Here is a 21,577-nt window from a genome sequence, read left to right as displayed (position 1 = left end):
AGCCAAAAAGAAGAGGAGCGAATCCTCTTCTTTTTGCTTTTATTTTTTGTGGTAAAGGCGGGGGATAGGGCCGCTGCGGGAGGAAAAGATAAACAATGATTAAAGAATTAATTGTCGTGGAAGGCAAAAGCGATACCGTCGCCGTCAAAAGAGCGGTCGATGCCGACACGATCGAAACGGGCGGTTCGGCGGTGGACAGCCGGGTAATCGCCAAGATCAAGCTTGCGATGGAGCGCCGCGGCGTTATTATTTTGACCGACCCGGATCATGCGGGAGAACGGATACGCAAGATTGTTTCGTCGAAGGTGCCTGGCTGCAAGCATGCTTTTATTCCGGAGCAGGATGCGACCTTGAAAGGCGATATCGGCGTCGAGAACGCATCGCCCGAGGCGATTCGCCATGCGCTGGAGCATGTGCATACTTCCTTCGAGGGAGCGCCGGTGCTGATCGGAATGGACGATCTTCTGGCTGCGGGGATGATTGTACACCCTAATGCCGCGCAGCGGAGAATGGAGCTGGGCAACCTGCTGGGCATCGGTTACTGCAACGGCAAGCAATTGTATAAGCGGCTGTCGATGTTCGGCATTACGCCCGAAGAGTTCGCAAACGCGGTGATGCAAATCGAGCAGGGAGGTCTATCCTTATGAGCGGCAGGGAAGAAATTTCATCCCCCAAAAGGACAAAAGAAATTATCGCGGCTCACGGATTTTCGTTCAAGAAGAGCCTGGGTCAGAACTTTCTGATTGACCAAAATATATTAAATAAAATTGTAGATGCGGCTGCTCTGGATGAAAGCACGGGTGCTCTTGAGATCGGCCCCGGCATCGGCGCGCTGACCGAGCGTCTGGCGCAGACGGCGGGTGCTGTTACGGCTGTAGAGATCGACCAGCGTCTGATTCCGATACTGCAGAAGGTGCTGTCTCCGTATCCCCATGTCAAGATACGGCATGCCGATGTGCTTAAAGTGGATCTGCACGAACTGTTCAGCGAAGATTTCGGGGAAGTGAGCAAGGTCAGTGTGGTCGCCAATCTGCCTTACTATGTGACGACCCCGATTCTGATGAAGCTGCTGGAAGAGAAGCTGCCGCTTGCCAACATTGTCGTGATGATTCAAAAAGAGGTCGCCGAGCGGATGGCGGCATCGCCGGGAGGCAAGGACTACGGCAGCCTGAGCATCGCCGTGCAGTATTACAGCGAGCCGGAGCTGATCTGTACGGTGCCGCATACGGTGTTTATTCCCCAGCCGAATGTGGAGTCAGCGGTCATCCGACTGAAGGTCAGGGAGCGTCCGCCGGTCGAGGTAAAGGACGAGAAGCATTTTTTTGAAGTGGTGCGGGCCTCCTTTACACAGCGTCGCAAAACCATATCGAACAATTTAAAGGCCCGCTTCTTTCCCAAAGAGGGGAGAGAGCGGCTGGAAGCGCTGCTGGCTGAGGCAGGGATTGAACCTTCACGCCGCGGCGAGACGCTGAGTCTGGCGGAGTATGCGCGTCTGAGCGACGTCCTGCTTGAGGCCGGCCACGTATAGGGCTTGCTGATAGAAGTTAATGCAGGCAAAGCGGCTAAATGATGAACCATCCGTTATCTTTGCCCATACGATGGGGGTAGAGGTGATGTTCTGATGAATTTAGGAGACTTGGTCGTTCGGAGATCTTATGGCGGTGATGTGACTTTTCGGGTAGAGTATATAACGCGAAATCAGGCCATCATCAAAGGAACCGAATTTCGGCTGCTGGCGGACTCTCCGCTGAACGATCTGGTTCAGGTGCCTGCTACGGCCATGACGGAACTGGGGGAGCGAGCGCGTATTAAAGCCGCAGAGTCGCTGACGGAGCTGAGAAAGGACCGGCAGGAGCACAGCAGATTTGGCGTTGGGAATACGATGGGGATTTGGGAGCAGACGCCGAAGGAGGCTTCTTACTTTGAGCTTCCCGGAAAAGTCCTGCATCTTGACGGCGATCCGGGTTATTTGAATAAAAGCCTCAGCCTGTATGAGCAACTGCGTATTCCTGCCGAAGGACACCATGTACGGGAAGCGGAGATGGCGTCTGCCTTATACCGCCTGCTGCCCAGAGTCCGTCCCAATGTCGTGGTGGTTACCGGTCATGACGGCGTGCTGAAGTCGCTGCAATCTTATGATCTGAACAATTTAAACAGCTATAAAAATTCGCAAAATTTCGTTGCAGCGATTCGTGTGGCCAGGGACTACGAACGCAACTATGACGCGCTGACGGTTGTCGCCGGGGCATGCCAGTCGCATTTTGAAGCGCTGCTTGGGGCCGGGGCGAACTTTGCAAGCTCGCCGGGACGCATCCTGATCCATGCCCTGGACCCGGTGTATATCGCGGCTAAGGCCGCTCTTACCTCCATCAGGGAAACGATCAACTTAGGCGACGTGCTGCATAATACGATCAGCGGCAGCCAAGGTCTAGGCGGCATTGAAACGCGCGGAAGCCTGCGGATCGGCATGCCGCGGCTCCAAGATTTATCCACGCTGAAAGTGACGCCTTCCGCCATCTAAAGGGCCGGACCTTAAGATCTCTTTGCTTGTCCATCCGTTCTAAAAAATATCGTTGACAAACATAATTGGCATCTACTATAATTATTTGTTTGATTTGACATATTGTAATACACGAGTTATAATGGACAAGGAAAGAGGTGGTCGTCAGGCAATGGCTAATAACGCGCTATTGGAAATTAAACGCAGTCTCGAAGCTCATGTCGGTTCTAAGATTACGTTGCGAGCAAACGGTGGCCGCCGCAAAACGGTCGAGCGTACCGGTGTCCTGGAAGAAACGTACCCTTCTGTATTTATTGTCAAACTGGATCAGGAGCAGCAATCGTTCAAGCGCGTCTCCTACAGCTATGCAGATATTCTTACCGAATCCGTGGAGATTACGGTATGTGAAGACGATGTGCAATTGCCGCTCATGCATGCCAAAGTGTAACTTTTTATTTAAGCAGCCTTTCCTCATGGAGGAAGGGCTGTTTTGCGCTTCGAAGGACGGTTTTGCTTGCAGTTGCCTGTAAAAGAGCGGCGCGTATGCTAAGGGGTGCGGGAATCCATACTAAGAGGGCAATAACTCATCATTGTTAACCCAGAAGGAGGATGCCGCATGAGCCGCAGAAGACGCAGCATGATGTCCGATGAGCTGAAGACGGAGCTGGCCAAAGAGCTCGGCTTCTATGAAACCGTGGAGCGCGAAGGCTGGGGAGGAATCCGGGCGAAGGATGCCGGGAATATGGTGAAGCGAGCGATTCAGCTTGCCGAGCAGGCTGCGCGCAAATCTTAGGCAGCAAGACAACCGGAAAGCGGCAAAAAAGACGGGAGCGTCCTTGACAGCGGGCGTTCCCGTTTTGATTTTACGTATAGCGCTTTCTTCATGGTCAGGAACTGGGAATGGACTTCATTCCAAGATTCTCATATAATATGTTAAGTTGTTTTTAGGGGAAAAATGAGGGTAGGGTGAACGCCTTGAAAGTGTATGAAAAAGCGCCGGCCAAAATCAATCTGATGCTGGATGTGCTGCACAAACGGCCGGATGGATTTCACGAGGTGGAAATGATTATGACCATGGTCGATCTTGCGGACCGGCTGGAGTTGTCCGAGTTGCGGCGGGACACCATTATTATATCAAGTCAGGCGGGTTATATTCCGCTGGATGAGAAGAATCTGGCCTTTCAGGCGGCGAAACTGCTGAAAGAACGCTGCGGCGTGGAGCGGGGCGTACATATCCATCTGGACAAAAAAATACCAGTCGCCGCCGGATTGGCCGGCGGAAGCAGCGACGCGGCGGCTGCGCTGCGCGGCCTGAACCGGCTCTGGCGGCTTGGCCTGTCAAGCGAAGAGCTGCAGGAGCTTGGCGCCGAGCTCGGTTCGGACGTGCCCTTCTGCGTCACCGGCGGGACCGCGCTGGCAACGGGCAGAGGCGAGAAGCTTACGCCGATCGCCAGCATGCCACAGTGCTGGGTGGTTCTCGCGAAGCCGCCGATTAATGTGTCGACGGCCGAGGTGTACGGTAAACTGCGGGCAAGCGGGATAACCGCTCATCCTTCCTCGCGGCTTATGCGCGAGGCGGTTGAAGCCGGCGATTTCCATGCGGTGTGCGCCCGGCTGGGCAACGTGCTGGAAGAGGTCACATTGAAGCTGCATCCCGAAGTTCAGCAGCTGAAAGAAGCGATGATTCGGCTCGGCGCAGACGGCGTGCTGATGTCCGGCAGCGGCCCGACTGTATTCGGCCTCGTTTCCAAGCAGTCCAAGATGCCCCGAATTTATAACGGACTGCGCGGATTCTGCAAGGAAGTCTATGCCGTGCGTTCGCTGACTTGACAGCGATAGAATAGACATAATGCTTCTCTTGTATAAACCCGTACAAAAGTGATATATTTTCTCTATAATATTCGGTTTTGACGAGGAGCCTTCCGTGAAGAAACTTAAAAGAAGTCAGCGTTTAGTAGATATGACCCAATTTTTGCTTGAAAAGCCGCATGATCTTCTGCCGCTGTCCACCTTTGCCGAGCGGTACGGAGCGGCCAAGTCCTCGATCAGCGAGGACCTGGCAATTATCAAAGAAGTGTTCGAGGGCGAAGGCATGGGCGAGCTTCAGACTCATGCGGGAGCGGCGGGAGGAGTAAAGTTCATTCCCCGGATGCCCAAGGAGATGGCGCTTTCTTTTATTCGCGGATTGTGCAGCCAACTGGAGCATAGCGACCGGATTTTGCCCGGAGGATATTTATATATGTCGGACCTGCTTGGCCAGCCGTCTCTTATGGAGCAGGCGGGGAAGATTATCGCCACCGCATTCTACGGCGTCCCGATCGATACAGTGATGACCGTGGAAACGAAAGGAATCCCGCTCGCTTACGCGACGGCCGCGCAGCTGGGACTGCCGGTGGTGCTGGTGCGCCGGGACCATAAAGTGACGGAGGGCTCGGCGGTGAGCATTAACTATGTGTCGGGCTCCCATAAGAGCATTCATACGATGTCGCTGTCCAGACGCGCGCTTAAGGAGAAGTCGCGGGTGCTGATTGTCGACGATTTTATGAAGGCCGGCGGAACGGTTGGGGGAATGGTTGATCTGCTCGGCGAATTCAACGCAGAAGTGGCGGGCGTCGGAGTCCTGGTGGAATCAGATGCGGTGGAATCGGAAGAGCGTCTGCTTCATGATTATGTCTCGTTGGTCAGACTGGGCGAGGTGGATTCGAAAGAGCGGCGCATATCGGCGTATCCGGGCAACTTCTTCTCCGTTTAAGGAACCAGAGAATATGTCGATTTCGTGAGGAAATCAGGGGAAAACGGTGGAAAAGTGTCGAAAACACCGTTTTGTCAAAATTATTCTAGTATGTAAGGGATTTTATGGGGCGGAAAAGAAGGAATTTGCTTTACTGTGTGGAATTATACACCCAAGTCTCTGATGGAAAAAGGTGGTGAACACACACATGCAAATTACGGATGTCAGACTCCGCCGCGTCAATTCTGAGGGGAGAATGAAAGCAATCGCATCCATTACCATCGATAACGAGTTTGTTGTTCATGACATTCGCGTCATTGATGGCAACAATGGAATGTTCGTTGCAATGCCCAGCAAACGTACGCCGGATGGGGAATTCCGTGACATCGCGCATCCGATTTCTTCCGGAACGCGTGAGAAGATCCAAACCGCGGTACTGGCTGAATACGATCGCGCGGCAACGGAAGAAGAAGTGATCGAAGAAGGAGCATAAAGAACGCGCTCTTTGGTTTGATGGCTCTCGCTTTTTGGCAGAGGTTTCGGGTAAGCAATTCGAATTGGGGTTCGAAGAAAAGGGAACCATCCTTTGTATGGTTCTCTTTTCTTTTTGCCCGGAATGAGATATATTCAGTAATGAGTTTAGGAGTAGGAGGTTGGCATTCTTGAAGAGAATGGCTGTTGTTCTAGCTGCAGGCCAGGGCAAGCGCATGAAATCCAAGTTATACAAGGTGCTGCATCCCGTTTGCGGAAAGCCGATGGTTGGGCACGTGCTTAATACAGTAAAAGCGACCGGCTGCCAGCGCAGCATTGTCGTTGTCGGACATGGCGCGGAAGCGGTTAAAGCTTATTTGGGCGATTCGTCGGAATATGTGCTTCAGGAAACCCAGCTCGGTACGGGCCACGCCGTGAAGCAGGCCAAGGATTTGCTTGGCGGGGAAGAAGGCACTTTGATTGTCGCATACGGCGACACGCCATTGATTACACCGGAAACGCTGATCAAACTGATGACGCTGCACGAAGAGCGCAAAGCGGCGGCTACCGTTCTGACGGCTGTTATGGACAACCCTGCGGGACTTGGTCGGATTATCCGTACCGAAGAAGGGGAACTGCTGAAGATTGTGGAGCAGAAGGACTGTTCGCCCGCCGAGGATGCCATTCGCGAAATCAATACCGGAATTTATTGCTTCGATAATGCCAAGATGTTCGCCGCCTTGGACAAGGTGACGAACCATAATGCCCAGCAGGAATATTATTTGACCGATGTTATCGAGATTCTGCGCCAGCAGGGGGAGCTTGTGCTCGCCTTTCAGACGGAAGATGCCGCGGAATCGATCGGCGTGAACGACCGCCTTGCGCTGTCCGAAGCCGAGAACGTTATGCGTCAGCGCATCGCCCGGCGTCATATGCTGGACGGTGTAACGATTATAGATCCCGCATCAACCTATATAGGAGCCGAAGTCACCATCGGAGCGGATACGGTAATTTACCCCGGAACGCTCTTGAAGGGCAATACCGTAATCGGGGAAAATTGCGTAATCGGCCCCTCCAGTGAAATTGAAGACAGCCGAATTATGGACGGAGCGAAGGTGAAGTATTCCGTGCTTAACGGCGCTGAGGTCGGCGCACGGACTTCCGTTGGGCCTTTTGCCTATTTGCGCCCCGGCAGTGTGCTTGGCGAAGACGTCAAGGTCGGCGATTTTGTGGAAATCAAAAAGGCCACCATCGGCGACGGCTCGAAAGTATCGCATTTAAGTTATATCGGAGACGCTTCTGTTGGCAAAAATGTAAATGTGGGCTGCGGAGCGATTACGGTCAACTATGACGGATTTAATAAATCCATAACAGAAATCGGCGATGACGCCTTTATCGGCAGCAACGTCAACCTGATCGCTCCCGTTCAGGTCGGCAAAGGCGCTTATGTTGTGGCCGGCTCTACCATTACCCGGTCCGTCTCCGAGGGGGATCTGGCCATAGCCAGACAACGCCAGGAGAACAAGCCAGGCTATGCGGAAAAAATCAAGTCCCGCGCAAAGGCGAAAAAAGGCCAGTCCCATCCATCGTAAGTGCGTAAATTCACGCCCGGCCGGATGCTATTTCGCCCGGGCGTTCGGGCAGCTAAATTCAATTGAACCATCACGGAGGGTTTAACTTTTATGGCTTATCTTGATTCCAAGTTGAAAATTTTCACCTGTAACTCCAATCCCAAGCTTGCTCACCAAATTGCCGATTACATCGGTATTCCGATGGGCGAATCGCATACGACAAGCTTCAGCGATGGAGAAATTCAGGTTAAGCTGTCGGAGAGCGTGCGCGGCTGCCACGTCTATATCGTTCAGTCCACCTGTGGACCGGTCAACGATAATCTGATGGAAATGCTGGTTATGATCGACGCGCTGAAGCGCGCCTCGGCCAAGAGTATTAATGTGGTTATTCCGTATTACGGGTATGCCCGCCAGGACCGCAAGGCCCGCTCACGCGATCCGATCACGGCAAAGCTGGTGGCCGACCTGATCGAACGCGCGGGTGCCCACCGCGTTATTACCATGGACCTGCACGCGATGCAGATTCAGGGCTTCTTCAACATTCCGGTCGATCATATGCTCGGTGTACCGATTCTGGCCCACTACTTCCGTTCCAAGCAGATCCAGAACCCGGTCGTCGTATCTCCAGACCATGGCGGTGTGGTTCGCGCGAGAAAGCTTGCCGATTTCCTGAACGCCCCGCTGGCCATTATCGACAAGCGCCGTCCGGAGCCAAACGTCAGCGAGGTTATGAATATTATCGGGAACATCGAAGGGAAGACGGCGATCGTGATCGACGATATCATCGATACGGCCGGCACGATCGTCCTGGGCGCCAACGCTCTGATGGAAGGCGGCGCCAGAGAGGTATACGCCTGCTGTACGCATCCGGTACTCTCGGGTCCGGCGCATGAACGGCTGGAGAATTCTCCGATTAAAGAGGTTGTCGTCACCGATTCGATTCCTATCCGCAGCGAGAGTCCTACTTCCAAGCTGAAGGTGCTCTCCGTGGCTCCTTTGCTTGGCGAAGCGATCATCCGGGTGCATGAGGAACTGTCCATCAGTAAATTATTCGAGATCGAATAGCCCCTAAACGAAAGGGTTACACCTCCCGCTATTGGGAGATGTAACCCTTGTCGGCTTGGACAGCCGGAGGCACTAGGCTTTCAAAAGCCCGGCCTTGAGACGAAGGTGAACAGACTGCGGTTGTAGAGTGTACCTTGCAGTTCCGCAAAGTTTGCGTCCACGGCGGTAAGCAAGCCGATATCAACATGCACATCGCCGCGGTAAACCTCGACAGGTATGGCATATTGCAGATGATACTGGAAATGGCGGTGGAGCGTTAGAGGCTCGCCCTGCTGCAGCATAATAACATCACCTGTCTTTGAAATGGGATAGACGTTTCGGGAACGCTTATGCTTCTATTGTACCAAGAAAGGGAAGGTTTACAAATGAAATGGATTGTCGGTTTGGGCAACCCCGGGCCGCAGTACGCCAAGACAAGGCATAATGTCGGTTTTATGGCTTTGGACGAACTGGCGCGCAGACATGGAATTGTCTTTAATCAGAACAAGTGCAAATCTGTGATCGGCGAAGGCGTCATCGGCGGAATCAAGACCGTGCTGATTAAACCGATGACGTACATGAATTTGTCAGGTGAAGCGGTCCGCGCCTATATGGACTACTATAAAGTATCCCTGGACGATATGATTGTCGTATATGACGATCTGGATACCGAGGTCGGCAAAATCCGGCTTCGTTATCAGGGAAGCGCCGGTGGCCATAACGGCATCAAGTCGATTATACAGCATACGGGAACCCAAACCTTCAACAGGGTAAGGATGGGAATTTCGCGTCCCGAGCCCGGTTACGCGATTGTCGATTATGTGCTGGGCGCGTTTCCGAAGAAAGAAGGCGACGGGCTGGCATCGATGGTGGGCAGCGCCTGCGACGCGCTTGAGTTCAGTCTGGACCATACGTTCGAGCAGACGATGGCCAAATTCAACGGATAACAAGGCGCGATAGATGATATAGATTCGCCGCCGCCGAAGACTTGCCCGGGGAAGATCAATGACTGTTCCGGGGCTAACGAGAGCGTAAGCGGGGCATACTGAAGGTATATTCTATCTTCAGGAGGCATATCAATGGCAATACACTATGTTTGCAGACACTGCAGGACGTATCTCGGAACGATTCGCAAAAGTGAAGCTACCGAGACGCAGCTCGGCCTTAATTCCTTGACCCCCGCGGAGCGCAGAGATATAATAGCGTATGATTCAGACGGCGAGATTACCGTTAAGGTTACTTGCGATTACTGCAAGCAGGCCTTGGATAACAATCCGGAGCTCAGCCTTCTGGCCAGTCCGCTTCAATAGGCGAAGCGGTGCTGCCTCTATCGTCTTCCGCAAGCCTTGGCCTCAAAAGCTGAGGCTTATTTTAAAATATAAGAATTTATAAGCTGAGCGCTTATCATTTTGACTTATATTTCTACGAGAAACGGACCGTCCCTAAAAGGACGGCGAAGCCGTTTCTTCTTGAAATATAAGACATTATAAGCTGTGCGATTACCGTCAGTCTTATAGGAAATTCCGCTTAAAAGCGATTCAGTAAGTGAGGTGCGCCTTTTGTTAGAAGGTCTTATTGAGGCTTTTTCCAAAGATTCCGATTTCCAGTCGGTAACCCGAGGCGTCGCCGCCGGAATGAAAGAGCAACTGATATCGGGGTTATCCGGTTCAGCCAGACAGATTATGCTGGCCGCGCTTCATCAGGAGACGTCCAGGCCGTTATTAATTATCACGCATAACATGTTTTCGGCGCAAAAAATTGCCGATGATTTACAGGAAGCGCTTTCCCCTGACCGGGTGCTGCTGTACCCGGCCAATGAACTGGTCGCCGCCGAAACGGCGGTATCCAGTCCGGAGACGGTCGCTCAGCGTATCGAGGTGCTGAACAAATGCTCGCGGGGCTTCCGAGGCATTGTGGTCGCGCCTTATTCGGGCGTTCGCCGGCTGCTGCCTGACCCGCAGGCGATGGCGTCCGCGCAGATTACGATCTCCCAGGACGGGAGCGTCCAGCTTGAGAGCTTCCTCGGCACGATGATCGAAATGGGCTACGAGCGGGTGGAACGGGTGGAGAACCGCGGGGAGCTGAGTGTTCGCGGCGGCATCCTTGATTTTTATCCGATGAATACCGAGCTGGCTTACCGTGTGGAATTGTTCGACGAAGATGTCGATTCCATCCGGACGTTTGATCCGGCCGATCAGCGCTCCATCGACAAAGTCCGGAGTGTGACGATCACGCCCGCCAAAGAAATTATCGCAAGCAGAGCGCAGCTGGAGGCGGCGGCGGACAAGGCGTCCGTCATGTTGGAGCGCCAGCTGGAGAAAACGGCCGATCGCCAAGCCAAAATACGCCTGCGTGAGGAAATCGGCCGCGAGCTTGAGCATTTGCGCGAAGGGACTTATTTTTCGGAAATTTATAAATATATTTCGCTGCTTTATCCGGAACAATCGCATTTGTACGACTACATGGAGCGGGACACCCTGCTGGTTCTCGACGAGCCGGCCCGTCTATTGGAAACGTCCAAGCAGTTGGAACGAGACGAATCGGAATGGAACCTGCATCTGCTGCAGAACGGAAAAACGCTGCCTGACCTGCATTTATCCGTCGACAGCGATACGGTGATATACCGCCGTCCGTTTCAAAGCCTATTCATGTCAATCTTTCTGCGCCAGGTTCCGCATGTCCAGCCTCAGAATATTCTCGGCTTTATCAGCCGCGGCATGCAGGATTTCCATGGGCAGATGAATGTTCTGAAATCGGAAATGGAACGCTGGCACAAGTCGGGCGTTCAGGTGGTTATGCTCGCCGGCGGCGAGGAACGCATGGACCGAATTCGCCGGGTGCTGCTCGATTACGGGATTCAAGAGCCGACCATTATCCAAGGGAACCTGGGATCGGGCTTTGAGCTTCCCTCGATCCATCTGGCCGTCATCACCGAAGGAGAGCTGTTTTCCCAGAAGCAGCGTAAAGCGCGCAAAGTATCCAAGAATATAGATAACGCGGAGCGGATCAAGAGCTATACCGAACTGAAGATCGGCGATTACGTCGTTCATCAAAATCACGGGATCGGCAAATATATGGGCATCGGCACGCTGGAGGTCAGCGGCATCCACCGGGATTACATGCACATCTTGTATGCCGGCGGAGACAAGCTCTCGGTGCCGATCGAGCAGATCGACCTCATTCAGAAGTATGTGGGTTCCGAGGACAAGGAACCGAAGGTATACAAGCTTGGCGGCAATGAATGGACCCGTGTCACGAATAAAGTCCGTTCCTCTGTGCAGGATATCGCGGACGACCTTATCAAGCTGTATGCGGAGCGCCAGAGCGCTCCGGGCTACGGCTTCGAGAAGGACACGCCGGAGCAGCAGGAGTTCGAAGAGATGTTCCCTTACGATGAAACGAGGGATCAGATGCGGGCCATCGGGGAAATCAAGAAGGACATGGAGCAGAACCGCCCCATGGACCGTCTGCTGTGCGGCGATGTCGGCTACGGGAAGACCGAAGTAGCGATCCGGGCCGCCTTCAAGTCGGCGATCGAGGGCAAACAGGTGGCGGTCTTGGTGCCGACAACCATTCTCGCCCAGCAGCATTACGAGACGTTCAGGGAACGGTTTTCCTCATATCCGATCAACATCCAGGTGCTCAGCCGTTTCCGCAGCCGCAAAGAGCAGAACGAGACGATCAAGGGTGTCCGGCAGGGGACGGTAGACATTGTGATCGGTACACACCGGCTGCTGTCCCAGGACCTGGTGTTCAAGGATTTGGGTCTGCTAATTGTCGATGAGGAGCAGCGTTTCGGCGTCACCCATAAGGAGAAGCTGAAGAAGCTGAAGACGAATGTCGATGTGCTTACCTTGACGGCAACGCCGATTCCCCGTACCTTGCATATGTCGATGCTGGGCGTCCGCGATCTGTCGGTTATCGAGACGCCGCCGGAGAACCGTTTTCCCGTGCAGACGTATGTGGTGGAATACAGCCAGACGCTTGTCCGTGAAGCGGTGGAGCGCGAGCTCGGACGCGGCGGACAGGTCTATTACCTGTACAACCGCGTACAGGGCATTCAGGAAATGGCGTCGCAGATTCAGATGCTCGTTCCCGAAGCCCGGGTCGGCATCGGACACGGCCAGATGTCGGAATCGGAGCTGGAGAAGACGATTCTCGATTTCCTTGATGGCGAATACGACGTGCTGGTAAGCACGAGCATTATCGAGACCGGCGTGGATATTCCGAACGTCAATACGCTCATTGTGCATGACGCGGACAAAATGGGCCTGTCCCAGCTGTATCAGCTGCGCGGGCGGGTCGGACGGTCCAACCGGATCGCATACGCCTATTTCACTTACCAGCGCGACAAAGTGCTGACCGAGGTAGCCGAGAAGCGGCTGCAGTCGATCAAGGAATTCACGGAGCTTGGTTCCGGCTTCAAAATCGCCATGCGCGACTTGTCGATCCGCGGCGCCGGCAATCTGCTGGGCGCAGAACAGCATGGCTTCATCGCTTCCGTGGGCTTTGACCTGTACTCGCAAATGCTGGCGGAGGAGATCCGCAAACGCAAGGTCAGTGTCCTCGGAGAGGAAGACCATTCTCTCAAGGAAGGGAACACCGTCATCGACTTGGCAATTGACGCCTATCTGCCTTCTGAGTATATCTACGACAGTGTGCAAAAGATTGAAATTTATAAAAAAGTGGCAGCGGTCTCGACCTTCGAGGATGCGGCGGAGCTGGAAGACGAGCTGCTCGACCGGTTCGGCGAGCTTCCGGAGGCGGTCGTCAATCTTTTATCCGTGGCGCGGCTTAAAATTTACGGTAAATGGTACGGCATCGACTCCATGAACCGGCGCGGCGATGAAGTGCTGCTGAATTTTTACGAGGACCGTGCCGCATTAATCGATACAGGCAAGCTCGCCAAGATTGGCAATGGCTTTGAAAGACGTGTACAATTCGAAAAGGATGCCAAAGCGGCCATTCGCATAAAGACCAAAGGCCTTGACGACAAGGGACTCCTTGACCTGCTTGAGAGATTTTTGGAGGAAGTCAAGCCGTCTTTTAAATTGAAGGGAGAACTGCACAATGCGATCAAGTAAATCATGGAAGGTGCTGCTCGTCTCGCTGGCGGCCGCCCTTTCGTTCTCCATGCTCTCGGCATGCAGCAGTGGTAATAAGAAAGATAAAGAAGACAACAGCACCGCTATTGTGACTTACAAAGGCGGCGCGATAACGCAGAAGGAATTTGATACCGATGTGAAGGTGATGAAATTCCTGTCGCCGGAGCAGGCGCAGTACCTGGAGCTGGATGCTTTCAAAGAAACGATTGTGAAGCAGGAAGCCGCTTTTGAGTATTTGGCTGGACAAGCTGCGGACAAAGCGAAGAAAGAAGCGGAGAAGCAGGCGGACACGCAGCTGGCCACCTATAAGCAGGGGCTTGGCGATACGTATGCCAGCTCGCTGAAAGAGCAGGGCTTGACGGAGGATGAAATCCGCAGCTATATGGTGCGTGTGCTGACCGTGTATCAGGATATGCTGCTTAAAGTGACGGATGACGAAGTGAAGAAGCAGTTCGAAGCGACGAAGGGCGACTTCACCGTGGCTTCGCTGCGCCATGTTCTTATTGGCTTCACTGATGCGAGCAAGAAGGAACGCAGTAAAGAAGACGCGCTGAAGCTTGCCAAGGAAGTAAAGGCGAAGCTGGACGGCGGAGCGGATTTTGCGGCGGTAGCCAAGGAGTACTCTGACGATACCGGTTCGAAGGACAAGGGCGGACTGTATGCGGACACTGCGATCGGAACGTATGTGGAGGAGTTCAAGAAAGCCGCTCAGACGCTGCCGCTGAACACCATCAGCGATCCGGTCGAAACGACCTACGGCTACCACATCATGAAGGTGGAGTCGCGGACGGAGAAGACCTTCGACCAATTGACCGACGAGCAGAAAGAGACGCTTAAGAGCACGATCGCTTCGGACAAGCTGCAGCAGTTTATGGAGAAGGATCTGGACGGCATTATTGAAAAAATCAATCTGCCGAAGAGCAGCGCCTCTCCGGCCGCGAGCGCGGGGACTTCGCCAAGCGCATCCGCTCCGGCGGCATCGCAAAGCGCCAAGTAAACCAATAGGCTCGGCGTCCCGGCAATGACGGGATACCGGATTTAAGATACTGTCCTTTCAGGGCAGTATCTTTTTTTTGCCGGCAAGAAACAGAAAGTGAGCAAATCAAGCGGATGCCGGAGCGCATCATGTATAAGGAACTGGGAACGGATGAATACTATGGTCAGACAATCACGATAAATCGCTGGGGTTATTCAATCCCTTCAAAAGCAGTAGTTGGCAAAATACTTCATAAGAAAGCGGGGCAACATGTGAAATGAAAGCTACTGGCATTGTAAGACGTATTGATGACCTGGGACGGGTCGTCATTCCTAAAGAAATCAGACGGACACTGCGCATTCGCGAGGGAGATCCGCTGGAAATTTTCGTGGACCGGGACGGAGAGGTCATTCTGAAGAAGTATTCACCGATCGGCGAACTGGGCGACTTTGCAAAAGAGTATGCGGAGTCGCTGTATGAAAGCACGGGCCATATTACCCTCATTTCCGACCGCGATACCTTTATCGCTTTGGCCGGAGGCTCCAAAAAGGATTATTTGGACAAACAGGTCGGCGCTCTGCTGGAAAAATGCATGGATGGCCGCAAAACGATACTCGAAACCAACAGCGGCAACTACGAAATATCGAAGGATCATCAGGATGCGCTTTCATCCTATGTAGCTTCGCCCATTATTTCCGGGGGAGATCCCATTGGTGCCGTTGTGCTGATGAACAAGGACGAATCGGTAAAAATGTCGCAGATGGAAATCAAAATGGCCGAAACGGCCGCAGGTTTTTTGGGCAAACAGATGGAGACGTAATATTCTCTCCTCCTCCATTCCCGCTTTCCATTTCGCCGTAGGGCGGAGCCGAGAGCGGGATTTTGTTGTGCAGAGCCATGTTGAGGTATAATATAGAAATTCATTCTATCCATACTTTATGAAGCAGGTATCTCATGAAATCACATACGACGGGTTCGAAGCTGCTGCAGGGCGCGTTTATTTTAAGCGCCGCCGCCCTGCTGTCGAAGCTGATTGGAACGCTGCAAAAAATCCCGCTGCAAAACCTGGGCGGGGATGCCGTATTCGGTATTTATAATACGGTCTATCCGATCTACACGCTGCTCGTTACCGTAGCGATGCTGGGGCTGCCGTCCGCGGTATCCAAGTTTGTGGCGGAGACGGAGGCCGGGGGAAGCCCGGGCGAGGGCCGGACGGTGCTGCTGCGGGCGGCGCTTGTCAGCGGAGCGGCGGGGCTCCTTCTGGCCGCCGGGACGTATGCGGGCGCGCCGCTGATCGCCGGCTTCATCGGCAGCGGCCATGTCGTCTCAGCGCTGCGGACGGCGGCCTGGGGACTTGCCGTCGTGCCGGTAATGGCCGCGTTCCGCGGGTATTTTCAGGGGCTGCACAACATGATGCCGACCGCGGTGTCGCAAATATTCGAACAGTCGGCCCGGGTAGCCGTGATGATAGCGCTGCTGCTCTTTCTGAGCAGCCGGGGGGCAAATGCGGAGATGATCGCGGCGGGAGCGCTGCTGGGGTCGGCCGGCGGAGGCATAGCAGGTCTCGTTGTCATGCTGCTGTACTGGCGGCGCCACAGGAAGGCTAAGGCGGACGCTGCGGCGGAAATCTCGGCGGCGGCGGAAGCCGCGCCGCTGAACCCCGAATCGCCGTTTCATGGGCCTTCGTCCGTAATACTCAGGACGGACGGGAGCAGCATACGTAAGCTGCTGGCTTACGGCGTGCCGGTGATGCTGGGGACGCTGGCGGGGCCGCTGATCAGCCTGGTGGATGTATTCACCATGCCCCGCCTGCTGGCTTCCGCCGGCGGCGAGGCGCAGGCTATGGTGCAATTCGGCATTTATGGCCGCGGCGTTCCGCTCGTCCAGCTCGTGACGATGCTGGCGACCTCGCTCTCCGTCCTGTTCATTCCCGCCTTGGCCGAGTCCAAGTTTCGCGGGAACTTAAGCGAGGTCCAGAGCCGCTGCCGCCTGTCGCTGCGCTGGTTCTGGCTGCTCGGCCTCGCCGCCGCGGCAGGGCTTGCCGTGCTCGCTGTGCCGGTCAACATCGCCTTGTACGGCGACGCGTCCGGCAGCGGCACGATCCGCTGGCTCGCCTTCACCGCCGCCGGCGGCACGGTCGGCATCATCTCCGCCGCGCTGCTCCAGGGCCTGGGCTTCGTGCGCGCCCCGGCGCTGCACTTCCTGGCCGCCGCCGCGCTGAAGGCGGCCCTCAACCTGCTGCTCGTCCCGCAGCAGGGCATTGCCGGCGCGGCCATCGCTGCCGTCGCCGCGCAAGGGCTCGCAGCCGCGCTGAACGTGCGGCTGCTCTGCAAGGCCGCCGGTCTGCGGCTTCGCCCCGCAGACTGGCTCGCGCGGCCCGCGGCACTGCTCGCGGGCCTGGCCGCAGCCGCCGCAGCCGCAAGCTGGGGCTGCGGCGCCCTGCTGGACGCGGCCGGAATGGACGGCCGCATCGCGGCGCTGGCGCAGAGCCTGCTCGGCGTGGCCGCAGGCTGCCTCGTCTTTGCCGTGCTCGCCGTGCGGCTGCGGCTGCTGGACGAGGGCGAGCTGCGCCAGCTGCCCGGGCTTGGCCCGAAGCTCGCCCGGGCGATCCGGAAGCTGGGCCTGTTCCCGTAAGGCTTTCGGGCTTGAAACATTAACCTGAACCTGGTTCTGCAGGTTTGAAGATTATACAGCCGCCGCTTGAGCTGCTGCGAAAGCGCAAGCAGAGGGCGGCGGCGTAAGGAGAGGAATGGCATGAGCGCAAGATTAACGGTGGTCGGACTTGGCTCCGGCAATCCGGACCGGCTGACGCTGGGCATAGTGAACAAGCTGCGTGGGGCTTCCAAAGTCTACGTCCGCACCAAGGAACATCCGGCGATGAAGGCGTTGGAGGAACTGGGCGTGGGATCTCAATCCTTCGATGAGCTGTACGAATCCTTTTCGTCTTTTCCCGAAGTCTATGAAGCGATTACCTTGAAGCTGATCGAGGAAGCGCGCTCGGGCGATAATGCCGAGGAAATCGTCTACGCCGTTCCCGGACATCCGATGGTTGCGGAATCCGCCGTTTCAAAGCTTCGCCTTCGCTGCGCGGAAGAGGGGATCGACTTAAACATTCTTGGAGGCGAGAGCTTCCTTGACGAGGCGTTTGTGCGTCTTGGCTTTGACCCGATCGAGGGCTTTCAGCTGCTGGATGCTTCCGGCATCTCGCGCTCCCAGCTTCGGCCTGAACTGCATACGCTGATCGGACAGGTGTATGACACCTTTACCGCCTCAGAGGCGAAGCTGTGCTTGATGGAGCTGTACCCGCCGGAATACGAGGTGGTGGTCGGCCATGCGCTCGGCGTGGAAGGCGAAGAGCGGATCGTTAGAGTCCCGCTGTACGAATTGGACCGCCAGGAGGGTTACGGCAATCTGTCGCTGATCTATATTCCGGCGGACCGCTCCGAAAGTTTGCGGAACCGCACCTTTGCCCGGCTGCATGAAATTGTCGGCATTTTGCGCAGCCCGGAGGGTTGTCCCTGGGACCGCGAACAGACCCATGAGTCGCTCCGCAAAAATCTGATCGAGGAAACCTACGAGGTGCTCGAAACGATTGATGAGGACGATCCCGAGCATATGAAGGAAGAGCTGGGCGATCTGCTGTTGCAGATTATGCTGCATTCCCAGATGGAGGAAGAGCTTGGCACATTCGATATGTTTGATGTCATTGAAGGGCTGACCGGCAAGCTTATTTTCCGCCATCCCCATGTCTTTGGCGACAAGGACGCTCAGGATGCCGAGGCCGCGCTGCAGAACTGGGAAGGCATGAAGGCCGAGGAGAAGCGGCGCAAAGGGATCAAGCCGGAGTCGGAGTCCGCGCTAAGCGGCGTTCCCCTTGATCTGCCAGCGCTCATGAAGGCGTACAAGCTGCAGAAAAAAGCGTCCAAGGTCGGCTTCGACTGGGACAACATCCGGGATGTGCTCGCCAAGATCGGCGAAGAGCTGGACGAGCTGACGGAAGCGATCGATGGCGGCGCCCCGGCGGAGGAGCAGATGGCGGAGCTCGGCGACCTTCTGTTCGCGGCGACCAACGCCGCCCGGTTTATCGGTGCCGATCCGGAAGAAGCGCTGACCCGCACCAACCGCAAATTTGTCGAACGGTTCCATTACATCGAACGCCGTTTGAAGGACAAAGGAACTGCTCCAAAGGACAGCAGTCTGGAGGAAATGGAAGCCTTATGGCAGGAGGCCAAGACCGAAGAACGAGCGAAGCGGTAAAACGATGGAAACGCCAGACGTTTTTATATAAAAAGCGACAGCACGGCAGGGATTTGACAACGCATCCAGAATAGCATTAAGATGAAACGGCGGTTTTTGCGGTATATGCCATCCGCTGGAACGCTTTTTCATTATTTTTCATATTCCCGGGAGGAACACTAAAACATGAACAAAACAGATCTGATCAACAACATCTCCGAGAAAAACGGATTGGCCAAAAAGGACGTGGAGCTTGTGCTGAGCGGACTCCTTGGCGAAATTACCGAGGCTCTGGCAAGTGGCGACAAAGTACAGCTGATCGGCTTCGGCACCTTTGAAACGCGCAAGCGCTCCGGACGTACCGGCCGCAATCCGCAAACGGGCACAACGATCGACATTCCTGAATCGACAGTTCCGGCGTTCAAGGCCGGCAACAAGCTTAAAGAAGCCGTCAACTAATGCGTCTGGACAAATTTTTGAAAGTGTCCCGCCTGATCAAGCGCCGTACGGTGGCCAAGGATGTGTCCGAACAAGGCCGGGTGCTGATTAACGGGAAAGAGTCGAAGCCGAGTAGCAGTGTGAAAATCGGCGACGAGATTACGGTTCAATTCGGTCAAAAGCTGGTAACGGTCCGCGTGGAGAAGCTGGTCGAAACGACCCGCAAAGACGAGGCGGCCGGCATGTATACGCTGCTGCGCGAAGAGCCGATTGCCAAGAGCAACGGTCTCGACTGGTAAGCGGCGCATTACCCTCTGTTAATCGAAGCGTTTCCCTGCGGTTGTGCAGGGGAGCGCTTTTTTATTTCCGGCAAACTGCTCATCTGCCTTCCGTTGAGTTTCTTGTTCGGTCTTGACTGTGAATCCGCCTTTGCTCCGGGTTGTTCTAAAGCCGCTCTCCCCGCCATAAATTAGGACTAGAAGGAGAGGGGGTACATGCCATGATCGAACCTGGAAGAACCGTCAAGCAGCATGATTTGCATATGCGCAGCCGCAAGGCAGTGGATTTAACAGGCGTGCAAAATGTGGAGAGCTTTGACAGCGGCGAGTTTCTGCTTCAGACGGAGCTTGGGACGCTGAGCATTCGCGGCAGCCATTTACATATCAAGAACCTCAGTCTGGAGAACGGGCTGCTGTCGCTGGAAGGAAATGTACATTCTTTGATTTACCTTGATCCGGGAGCGAAGGGTAAAAATAAAGGGCTGCTCGGCAAACTGTTCAAATGAATCCGGCCGTCCAGTGGATAACGCTGCTGTATATGATCGCCGCCGGGGCGTCGATGGGTTTGGCCTTCGACGGTTACCGGGTAGTGTCGCTTAGGCTGCGGTTTCCCGGATGGCTGAACGCGGCGCTCGATCTTCTCTACTGGCTGGCATCGGCTCTCATTGTGTTCCGTTTGCTGTACGCGGGTAATCAGGGGCAGCTGCGCTTCTATGCTTTTGTCGGATTATTTCTGGGTGTGTGGGCTTATTTTTTATTCTTCAGTGTCACGGTGCAGAAATTTGTGGTAATGTTAATTCAAACGGTGGGATGGATATGGAAGCTGCTGGTAAAGCTGCTGGGAATCCTGATCGGAATGCCTCTGCTGTGGCTATTGAAGCTGGCGCTGGGAATTGTGCGGCTGCTTGGCCGTATCTTAGTCTTTATACTGAAGCTGCTGCTTTGGCTGACCAAGCCGCTCTGGATTTTTCCCGTCAGATGGTTGTCCCCGGTATATCGCAGGCTTCTAAGCAGCGCTCCGATCACCAAATTAACGGAATTTATTGCCGCAAAAAGAAAACGCTGACCTTGAAACGGGAGGAACGCTTGCATGAACAGATTTTCTCCGGAAATGAAACAGGCTGGCGAAAGCGCAGCCGCCGCGGGAGCCAAGAGACGCAGGTTGATCTGGGTCGTTCTGATGGCGATATTTTTCGGCTGGGCGGGATATATTTTCTTCGCTCAGAGCGCCCTGATTTCGGACAAGAAGCAGGAACTCGCACAGAAGCAGGAGAGCAGCAAGCAGGTTAACGAATCGCTGGGCCAGCTGAAATACGAGGTATCCCGTCTGAACGACAACGAGTATATCGGCCAACTTGCGCGCAAGTGGTTTAATATGTATCCCCAAGGCGAAGTTCCTATCCGGACAGAGCAACCCTGAGCAATAAGCTGGCAAAAAAGGGGCGTTTCGCTCTGTTGCCTTGCTTTGCTCTTTACTGTATAATCAAATCACCGCAGACTGGATCTTGATATCTTTGTCTGTATATTTTTAAGGGAGGATCATTTTATTCTATGGCAATTGAAGTGGGCACCAAGTTAGAGGGCAAGGTGACAGGCATCACGCATTTCGGAGCGTTTGTGGATCTGTCAGGAGGTGTCACAGGTCTCGTTCACATCTCGGAAATCGCCGATAATTACGTCAAGGATGTCAACGATCATCTGAAGATTAATGATGTGGTAACGGTTAAGGTGATCAATGTCGACAAGGACGGCAAGATCGGACTTTCCATCAAGCAGGCTGTTGACAAGCCGGCATCGGAAGTTCGTCCGCCAAGAGCGCCAAGACCTGATCGTCCAAGCGGTGGAGACCGTTTCGGCGGCGGAGGCGGAGGCGGGGGCGGAAGCTACAATCGTGAACGGGGAGGGCGTCCATTCAAGCCTGCTGCCGGTAAACCTTCATTTGAGGATAAAATGTCACGCTTCCTTAAAGACAGTGAAGAACGTATGTCTTCTCTCAAGAAGAACACGGAAGGCAAGCGCGGCGGCCGTGGAGCCAAACGCGTATAACGTCATACTACAATTCAAACAACCGCAGGGCCCAGGCCTTTTGCGGTTTTTTTCTGTGTCAGCCCGGTCAGAAGCCGGCCCTTTCCCCGCCTCTGCTTCTTCCCAATTGAGGTTTTTCCCGATTTTTTTGAAAGCGTTCTCTATTTATCCCGATATGCCTATTATTTTGTCGGTCGTCTAG

The 21,577-nt window shown here is 54.6% G+C and carries 24 protein-coding genes; 23 read left to right on the top strand and 1 reads right to left on the bottom strand.

Annotated features, from left to right (window positions below; genetic code table 11):
- Positions 1 to 95 precede the first annotated feature (95 nt).
- The 10 genes from rnmV (at position 96) to EH198_RS22145 (ending at position 8,338) form a co-directional block, all read left to right on the top strand.
- On the top strand, positions 96 to 647 hold the full coding sequence (gene rnmV / locus EH198_RS22190) for a ribonuclease M5 (RefSeq protein WP_124697707.1): 552 nt from the start codon (positions 96 to 98) through the stop codon (positions 645 to 647).
- On the top strand, positions 644 to 1,528 hold the full coding sequence (gene rsmA, locus EH198_RS22185) for a 16S rRNA (adenine(1518)-N(6)/adenine(1519)-N(6))-dimethyltransferase RsmA (RefSeq protein WP_124697706.1): 885 nt from the start codon (positions 644 to 646) through the stop codon (positions 1,526 to 1,528). The genes rnmV and rsmA overlap by 4 nt, the downstream gene beginning before the upstream one ends.
- Before the next feature lie 93 nt (positions 1,529 to 1,621).
- Positions 1,622 to 2,521: a sporulation peptidase YabG gene (gene yabG, locus EH198_RS22180; protein WP_124697705.1), complete on the top strand. Its 900-nt coding sequence runs from the start codon at positions 1,622 to 1,624 to the stop codon at positions 2,519 to 2,521.
- Between the two features lie 151 nt (positions 2,522 to 2,672).
- Positions 2,673 to 2,948: a biofilm formation stimulator Veg gene (gene veg / locus EH198_RS22175; RefSeq protein ID WP_124697704.1), complete on the top strand. Its 276-nt coding sequence runs from the start codon at positions 2,673 to 2,675 to the stop codon at positions 2,946 to 2,948.
- A 168-nt stretch (positions 2,949 to 3,116) separates the two neighbouring features.
- Positions 3,117 to 3,293 (top strand): small, acid-soluble spore protein, alpha/beta type, encoded by a 177-nt coding sequence (locus EH198_RS22170; protein ID WP_124697703.1) that lies wholly within the window; start codon positions 3,117 to 3,119, stop codon positions 3,291 to 3,293.
- A gap of 182 nt (positions 3,294 to 3,475) precedes the next feature.
- Positions 3,476 to 4,330 carry a 4-(cytidine 5'-diphospho)-2-C-methyl-D-erythritol kinase gene (ispE, locus tag EH198_RS22165; protein ID WP_124697702.1) on the top strand — a complete coding sequence of 285 codons (855 nt, stop codon included), beginning with the start codon at positions 3,476 to 3,478 and terminating at the stop codon, positions 4,328 to 4,330.
- A gap of 94 nt (positions 4,331 to 4,424) precedes the next feature.
- Positions 4,425 to 5,252 (top strand): pur operon repressor, encoded by an 828-nt coding sequence (gene purR / locus EH198_RS22160; RefSeq protein ID WP_124697701.1) that lies wholly within the window; start codon positions 4,425 to 4,427, stop codon positions 5,250 to 5,252.
- A 187-nt stretch (positions 5,253 to 5,439) separates the two neighbouring features.
- A complete protein-coding gene (gene spoVG, locus EH198_RS22155; protein WP_025332586.1) occupies positions 5,440 to 5,724 on the top strand; it encodes a septation regulator SpoVG in 285 nt (94 codons plus the stop codon).
- Between the two features lie 169 nt (positions 5,725 to 5,893).
- On the top strand, positions 5,894 to 7,294 hold the full coding sequence (gene glmU, locus EH198_RS22150; protein WP_124697700.1) for a bifunctional UDP-N-acetylglucosamine diphosphorylase/glucosamine-1-phosphate N-acetyltransferase GlmU: 1,401 nt from the start codon (positions 5,894 to 5,896) through the stop codon (positions 7,292 to 7,294).
- A gap of 90 nt (positions 7,295 to 7,384) precedes the next feature.
- Positions 7,385 to 8,338: a ribose-phosphate diphosphokinase gene (locus tag EH198_RS22145; protein WP_124697699.1), complete on the top strand. Its 954-nt coding sequence runs from the start codon at positions 7,385 to 7,387 to the stop codon at positions 8,336 to 8,338.
- 80 nt (positions 8,339 to 8,418) lie between these two features.
- On the opposite strand, the gene EH198_RS22140 is transcribed toward EH198_RS22145, so the two are convergent.
- Entirely contained in the window at positions 8,419 to 8,619 is a 201-nt protein-coding gene (locus EH198_RS22140) for a hypothetical protein (RefSeq protein ID WP_124697698.1), read from the bottom strand.
- 84 nt (positions 8,620 to 8,703) lie between these two features.
- Between EH198_RS22140 and pth the strand changes: the two genes are divergently transcribed.
- The 13 genes from pth to EH198_RS22075 all read left to right on the top strand — a co-directional run bounded on the left by pth (position 8,704) and on the right by EH198_RS22075 (position 21,396).
- On the top strand, positions 8,704 to 9,264 hold the full coding sequence (gene pth / locus EH198_RS22135) for an aminoacyl-tRNA hydrolase (RefSeq protein WP_124697697.1): 561 nt from the start codon (positions 8,704 to 8,706) through the stop codon (positions 9,262 to 9,264).
- Between the two features lie 132 nt (positions 9,265 to 9,396).
- The gene (gene fin, locus EH198_RS22130; protein ID WP_124697696.1) at positions 9,397 to 9,627 is read left to right on the top strand and encodes an anti-sigma-F factor Fin; all 231 of its coding nucleotides are present in this window, start codon (positions 9,397 to 9,399) and stop codon (positions 9,625 to 9,627) included.
- A gap of 249 nt (positions 9,628 to 9,876) precedes the next feature.
- Positions 9,877 to 13,401: a transcription-repair coupling factor gene (gene mfd, locus EH198_RS22125; protein WP_124697695.1), complete on the top strand. Its 3,525-nt coding sequence runs from the start codon at positions 9,877 to 9,879 to the stop codon at positions 13,399 to 13,401.
- Complete coding sequence (locus tag EH198_RS22120; protein ID WP_124697694.1) at positions 13,388 to 14,419, top strand: peptidylprolyl isomerase; 1,032 nt, start codon at positions 13,388 to 13,390, stop codon at positions 14,417 to 14,419. Before mfd ends, EH198_RS22120 begins: the two co-directional genes overlap by 14 nt.
- A gap of 256 nt (positions 14,420 to 14,675) precedes the next feature.
- Complete coding sequence (gene spoVT / locus EH198_RS22115) at positions 14,676 to 15,218, top strand: stage V sporulation protein T (protein WP_124697693.1); 543 nt, start codon at positions 14,676 to 14,678, stop codon at positions 15,216 to 15,218.
- Between the two features lie 134 nt (positions 15,219 to 15,352).
- Positions 15,353 to 17,032: a putative polysaccharide biosynthesis protein gene (locus EH198_RS22110; protein ID WP_124697692.1), complete on the top strand. Its 1,680-nt coding sequence runs from the start codon at positions 15,353 to 15,355 to the stop codon at positions 17,030 to 17,032.
- Positions 17,033 to 17,152: 120 nt separating this feature from the next.
- Positions 17,153 to 18,655, top strand: coding sequence for a bifunctional methyltransferase/pyrophosphohydrolase YabN (gene yabN / locus EH198_RS22105; protein WP_124697691.1), 1,503 nt, complete (start codon positions 17,153 to 17,155; stop codon positions 18,653 to 18,655).
- 165 nt (positions 18,656 to 18,820) lie between these two features.
- Entirely contained in the window at positions 18,821 to 19,093 is a 273-nt protein-coding gene (locus tag EH198_RS22100; protein ID WP_124697690.1) for an HU family DNA-binding protein, read from the top strand.
- Positions 19,093 to 19,371, top strand: coding sequence for an RNA-binding S4 domain-containing protein (locus EH198_RS22095; RefSeq protein ID WP_025693281.1), 279 nt, complete (start codon positions 19,093 to 19,095; stop codon positions 19,369 to 19,371). Before EH198_RS22100 ends, EH198_RS22095 begins: the two co-directional genes overlap by 1 nt.
- Before the next feature lie 200 nt (positions 19,372 to 19,571).
- Entirely contained in the window at positions 19,572 to 19,856 is a 285-nt protein-coding gene (gene yabP, locus EH198_RS22090; protein WP_124697689.1) for a sporulation protein YabP, read from the top strand.
- Positions 19,853 to 20,416 carry a spore cortex biosynthesis protein YabQ gene (yabQ, locus tag EH198_RS22085; RefSeq protein ID WP_124697688.1) on the top strand — a complete coding sequence of 188 codons (564 nt, stop codon included), beginning with the start codon at positions 19,853 to 19,855 and terminating at the stop codon, positions 20,414 to 20,416. Before yabP ends, yabQ begins: the two co-directional genes overlap by 4 nt.
- Before the next feature lie 24 nt (positions 20,417 to 20,440).
- Positions 20,441 to 20,770 carry an FtsB family cell division protein gene (locus tag EH198_RS22080; RefSeq protein WP_124697687.1) on the top strand — a complete coding sequence of 110 codons (330 nt, stop codon included), beginning with the start codon at positions 20,441 to 20,443 and terminating at the stop codon, positions 20,768 to 20,770.
- Positions 20,771 to 20,901: 131 nt separating this feature from the next.
- Positions 20,902 to 21,396, top strand: coding sequence for a S1 domain-containing RNA-binding protein (locus tag EH198_RS22075; RefSeq protein WP_124697686.1), 495 nt, complete (start codon positions 20,902 to 20,904; stop codon positions 21,394 to 21,396).
- Positions 21,397 to 21,577: the final 181 nt, after the last annotated feature.

Source organism: Paenibacillus rhizophilus (genome assembly GCF_003854965.1).
GTDB classification, from domain to species: Bacteria; Bacillota; Bacilli; order Paenibacillales; family Paenibacillaceae; genus Paenibacillus_AQ; species Paenibacillus_AQ rhizophilus.
Note: the sequence above shows the minus strand (reverse complement) of the source record. Positions and strands in the feature narration are given on the sequence as shown.

Bases quoted from the DNA above. Each gene is read 5' to 3' on its own strand.
- rnmV (WP_124697707.1), top strand. From the start codon at position 96: ATGATTAAAGAATTAATTGTCGTGGAAGGCAAAAGCGATACCGTCGCC.
- rsmA (WP_124697706.1), top strand. From the start codon at position 644: ATGAGCGGCAGGGAAGAAATTTCATCCCCCAAAAGGACAAAAGAAATT.
- yabG (WP_124697705.1), top strand. From the start codon at position 1,622: ATGAATTTAGGAGACTTGGTCGTTCGGAGATCTTATGGCGGTGATGTG.
- veg (WP_124697704.1), top strand. From the start codon at position 2,673: ATGGCTAATAACGCGCTATTGGAAATTAAACGCAGTCTCGAAGCTCAT.
- EH198_RS22170 (WP_124697703.1), top strand. From the start codon at position 3,117: ATGAGCCGCAGAAGACGCAGCATGATGTCCGATGAGCTGAAGACGGAG.
- spoVG (WP_025332586.1), top strand. From the start codon at position 5,440: ATGCAAATTACGGATGTCAGACTCCGCCGCGTCAATTCTGAGGGGAGA.
- EH198_RS22145 (WP_124697699.1), top strand. From the start codon at position 7,385: ATGGCTTATCTTGATTCCAAGTTGAAAATTTTCACCTGTAACTCCAAT.
- EH198_RS22140 (WP_124697698.1), bottom strand. From the start codon at position 8,619: ATGCTGCAGCAGGGCGAGCCTCTAACGCTCCACCGCCATTTCCAGTAT.
- pth (WP_124697697.1), top strand. From the start codon at position 8,704: ATGAAATGGATTGTCGGTTTGGGCAACCCCGGGCCGCAGTACGCCAAG.
- fin (WP_124697696.1), top strand. From the start codon at position 9,397: ATGGCAATACACTATGTTTGCAGACACTGCAGGACGTATCTCGGAACG.
- EH198_RS22120 (WP_124697694.1), top strand. From the start codon at position 13,388: ATGCGATCAAGTAAATCATGGAAGGTGCTGCTCGTCTCGCTGGCGGCC.
- spoVT (WP_124697693.1), top strand. From the start codon at position 14,676: ATGAAAGCTACTGGCATTGTAAGACGTATTGATGACCTGGGACGGGTC.
- EH198_RS22110 (WP_124697692.1), top strand. From the start codon at position 15,353: ATGAAATCACATACGACGGGTTCGAAGCTGCTGCAGGGCGCGTTTATT.
- yabN (WP_124697691.1), top strand. From the start codon at position 17,153: ATGAGCGCAAGATTAACGGTGGTCGGACTTGGCTCCGGCAATCCGGAC.
- EH198_RS22100 (WP_124697690.1), top strand. From the start codon at position 18,821: ATGAACAAAACAGATCTGATCAACAACATCTCCGAGAAAAACGGATTG.
- EH198_RS22095 (WP_025693281.1), top strand. From the start codon at position 19,093: ATGCGTCTGGACAAATTTTTGAAAGTGTCCCGCCTGATCAAGCGCCGT.
- yabP (WP_124697689.1), top strand. From the start codon at position 19,572: ATGATCGAACCTGGAAGAACCGTCAAGCAGCATGATTTGCATATGCGC.
- yabQ (WP_124697688.1), top strand. From the start codon at position 19,853: ATGAATCCGGCCGTCCAGTGGATAACGCTGCTGTATATGATCGCCGCC.
- EH198_RS22080 (WP_124697687.1), top strand. From the start codon at position 20,441: ATGAACAGATTTTCTCCGGAAATGAAACAGGCTGGCGAAAGCGCAGCC.
- EH198_RS22075 (WP_124697686.1), top strand. From the start codon at position 20,902: ATGGCAATTGAAGTGGGCACCAAGTTAGAGGGCAAGGTGACAGGCATC.